At 56.2% G+C, this 3,075-nt stretch carries 4 protein-coding genes; 1 reads left to right on the top strand and 3 read right to left on the bottom strand.

What is annotated here, in order from left to right; genetic code table 11:
* Nucleotides 1-1,039, bottom strand: a 1,039-nt coding sequence (locus tag QZ197_RS13825; RefSeq protein WP_296432718.1) for a Hint domain-containing protein, incomplete at its 3' end; no start/stop codon positions are given.
* Between the two features lie 132 nt (nt 1,040-1,171).
* A complete protein-coding gene (meaB, locus tag QZ197_RS13830; protein WP_296432720.1) occupies nt 1,172-2,170 on the bottom strand; it encodes a methylmalonyl Co-A mutase-associated GTPase MeaB in 999 nt (332 codons plus the stop codon).
* A gap of 105 nt (nt 2,171-2,275) precedes the next feature.
* Between meaB and QZ197_RS13835 the strand changes: the two genes are divergently transcribed.
* Nucleotides 2,276-2,707 (top strand): hypothetical protein, encoded by a 432-nt coding sequence (locus tag QZ197_RS13835; RefSeq protein WP_296432722.1) that lies wholly within the window; start codon nt 2,276-2,278, stop codon nt 2,705-2,707.
* Between the two features lie 8 nt (nt 2,708-2,715).
* On the opposite strand, the gene QZ197_RS13840 is transcribed toward QZ197_RS13835, so the two are convergent.
* Nucleotides 2,716-3,075: hypothetical protein (locus QZ197_RS13840; RefSeq protein WP_363157895.1), on the bottom strand; the 360-nt coding region annotated here is incomplete at its 5' end.

Here is a 3,075-nt window from a genome sequence, read left to right on the forward strand (position 1 = left end):
TCATGTCAGCATAGGCGCGATAACGGACATCGGTAGTGTCGATTTCTGCGATCTCGTCAGCAAGCGTTTTCTTGGACATGGCACCCACAAAAAGGCTTTCTGCCGGTGCGCCGTTTGCCAAGATGACATCGTGGCGATCCAGTAAAATATGGTAGTAGTCCACTGGCTGCATCGTTCTGTCGACGTCGATACCAGCAAGCCCGACAAGACGGATTGCGGGCAAGAAAACTTCGGTTGATCCGCAAATGCGTTTGGCGATCCGTGACGCAATCAAAATGCGATGTTGGCGCGAAACAAGTAGATCTTCGGTCGGAAGACCTCCGCCCAAGGCTCCGGCTTTGATCCGAACGGGTGACAAACGGGTATCGCGCAAAAGCGCCCTGTGCGTGACGTGGCGCTTGTTTGTCATCAGCACAGCACGCGGAGAACCACCTTGGGTCGTGACCATATCCCCCGACTTAAGGTCAGATACTTTTATGGGGCCGCGTGGCGTTTGAATTTTCGTATCAGCGGTAAAGCAGACAATCGTGAAATCAGTGTCGTCGATTCCTATTTCAATGGCATCAAAGTTACCGCTGTTACCACCGCTTCCTACAACAGCGATACTCTCGACCGGTAAAAGAAGTTTCAGAAACCCGAGGCTGTCATTATCAAAATTCCCGGTGCTGGTGACACCACCACTTTCAATGACATGCGTGCCAAGTAGTGGTGGGTTGGTGCCTGCAAATGTTGTTGTAAACTCCGCTTCGCCATTGTCGATCAGCGTTTGTATATCGACGGGCTGCCCGTCGATAAGAATGGAGTATATCTCGCCGGGATTGCTTCGGTCAAAACTAAGCGTGACGCCGGTGACGGGCTGGTCAAACGTCACTTCGACAGTCGTCTGCCCGTCGGCAGTAATACGCACGCCCGCGTCAGTGTTGGGGGTGGTCAAAGGGGTCGCATTTGTCGTCACGGTATAGCCGATGTTACCGTTTACGGCTGTCAAAGTGCCCATGGCACCGTCCGCATAGTTGTCGATGACGTCTGTAAAGGCCATGCCTGCTTCTTACCACTTTCATACGGCAGTGCGGGTGCCTGCCTGATCAAGCACAATCGTAATGCACCCTCGCGATCCCGAAAAGAGGACGCGGTTGCCACGCTAACTTATGCACAGGTTCTTGCCGTAAGGTTACTTGATCAAACGTGCCTGTAGCGGCTCTAGCACGTCAGCGGCCGCTGCCGCAGGTGTTTTACGACCTGACGCCACATCGGCTTGTGCGGCATCCATGCGTTGCGCAAGACTTGGGTCGTCCTGAAGTAATTGCAGCAAACCGTTGCGCACATCTTGTTGGAACCAATAGCTGGATTGGTTTTGACGGGTGTTGTCCCAAACCCCCGATTGCTTGCGCCATTCGGCCAGTGCGACCATCTGATCCCACGCGTTTTGCAAGCCTTCGGCCTCGAGTGCCGAGATCGTGAGTGCCTTGGGGAAACCTTCTGGGTCTTGGGGCCGCTTGCGCAAGAGCCGCAAAGCACCAGCGTAATCGGCACATGTGCGCGTAGCTTGGGGCATTAGATCGCCGTCAGCTTTGTTCACCAAGATGATATCGGCCATCTCCATGATGCCGCGCTTGACGCCTTGCAATTCGTCGCCGCCTGCAGGGGCAAGAAGCAATATGAAGAGGTCTGCCATTTGAGCCACGACAGTTTCAGACTGGCCGACACCCACGGTTTCGATCAGCACGATGTCAAAGCCCGCAGCCTCGCAAAGTGCCACCGCCTCGCGCGACCGCCGCGCGACACCGCCAAGTTGCGTTTGACTGGGCGAAGGGCGGATAAAGGCGTTCGGGTCACGCGCCAGATGATCCATGCGGGTCTTGTCGCCCAAGATCGACCCGCCAGAGCGCGCAGAGGACGGATCAACCGCTAACACCGCTACGCGCTTGCCCATCCCTGTCAACATCAGGCCAAAGCTTTCGATGAACGTCGATTTGCCTACGCCGGGCGTACCGGACAGGCCAATCCGCAACGCTTGTTTTTCGCTGCCAAGTGAATCAAGCAGCGCAAGCGCCTGCTCGCGGTGATCGGCGCGGCCACTTTCGACCAGCGTAATCGCCTGCGCCAAAGACCGGCGATCGCTGGCCTGCACGCCACGTGCGAGGGCGATGATATCTAGCTGCTTGCTCATACCTGCATTCATATCGGGCAGGCCGCAAAGGTCCAGTCTTTCTGTCCCCATGGCTAACATCGCAATTTCTGGGTATGATCCTGCTTATTGATGGAGGGGCCGATTATGACAAAGACACCAATTCACCTTTGGATTGTGGGCATTGTTTCGCTGTTCTGGAACGCTGGCGGTGCGTTTGATTATGTGATGACACGCACAAACGCGGCTGAATATCTCGCAGCCCAACCTGACGCGCGGCTAATGATGCTGGACCAAGCGCCGCTTTGGTTCGGTTTCACATGGGCGCTGGGTGTGTGGTTCTCGGTTATCGGCTCGCTGCTTTTGTTGATGCGATCACGGTTTGCGGGTGCGACCTTTGCTTTGTCGCTGATCGGGCTGTTGGGATCGTCGATCTATACTTACGGGATCGCGGATGGCGGCAGCATGGTCGCCGCTGCAGGGACGGCGGCTATCGTGTTTACGATAGCGATTCCGGTCTTGTTGGTGCTGCAATGGCTATACGCAAGGGCGATGACACGGCGCGGTGTGCTGCGTTAATAGCGCGATTAGGCGTCTACCGGCAGACAAATCTGCCCGGCTAAATCAGTGAAGGCGCGGTAGCGCTGCCAAAAGCGTTCATCACTGCTGCGGTCGGATTGACGCGTGTCTTGGGCCAGTTGTGGTTCGGAAAAGAACACGGCTGCGCGGGTCTGATCGCTGTTTGATAGTGACTGATTGGCGACCTGTTGGACGCAAGAGCACAACTCTGGTGTGGCAGCACGCCTGTTCGCCTCGAGGCACGCCTGAGAGATGTCACCGCTCGCCCCGCGACTACCACCACCGCAGGCGGCGACGGTGGCGAAAGCACCTAGAATTAAGAAATACCGCATCTGTCTGCCTCTAATGCTTGGCCTCCGGGTTTGGCC

This window comes from Yoonia sp. (assembly GCF_017854415.1).
GTDB lineage: Bacteria > Pseudomonadota > Alphaproteobacteria > Rhodobacterales > Rhodobacteraceae > Yoonia.

Excerpts from the sequence above, each read along its gene's own strand:
- QZ197_RS13835 (WP_296432722.1), top strand. The coding sequence starts at position 2,276 with ATGACAAAGACACCAATTCACCTTTGGATTGTGGGCATTGTTTCGCTG.
- meaB (WP_296432720.1), bottom strand. The coding sequence starts at position 2,170 with ATGAGCAAGCAGCTAGATATCATCGCCCTCGCACGTGGCGTGCAGGCC.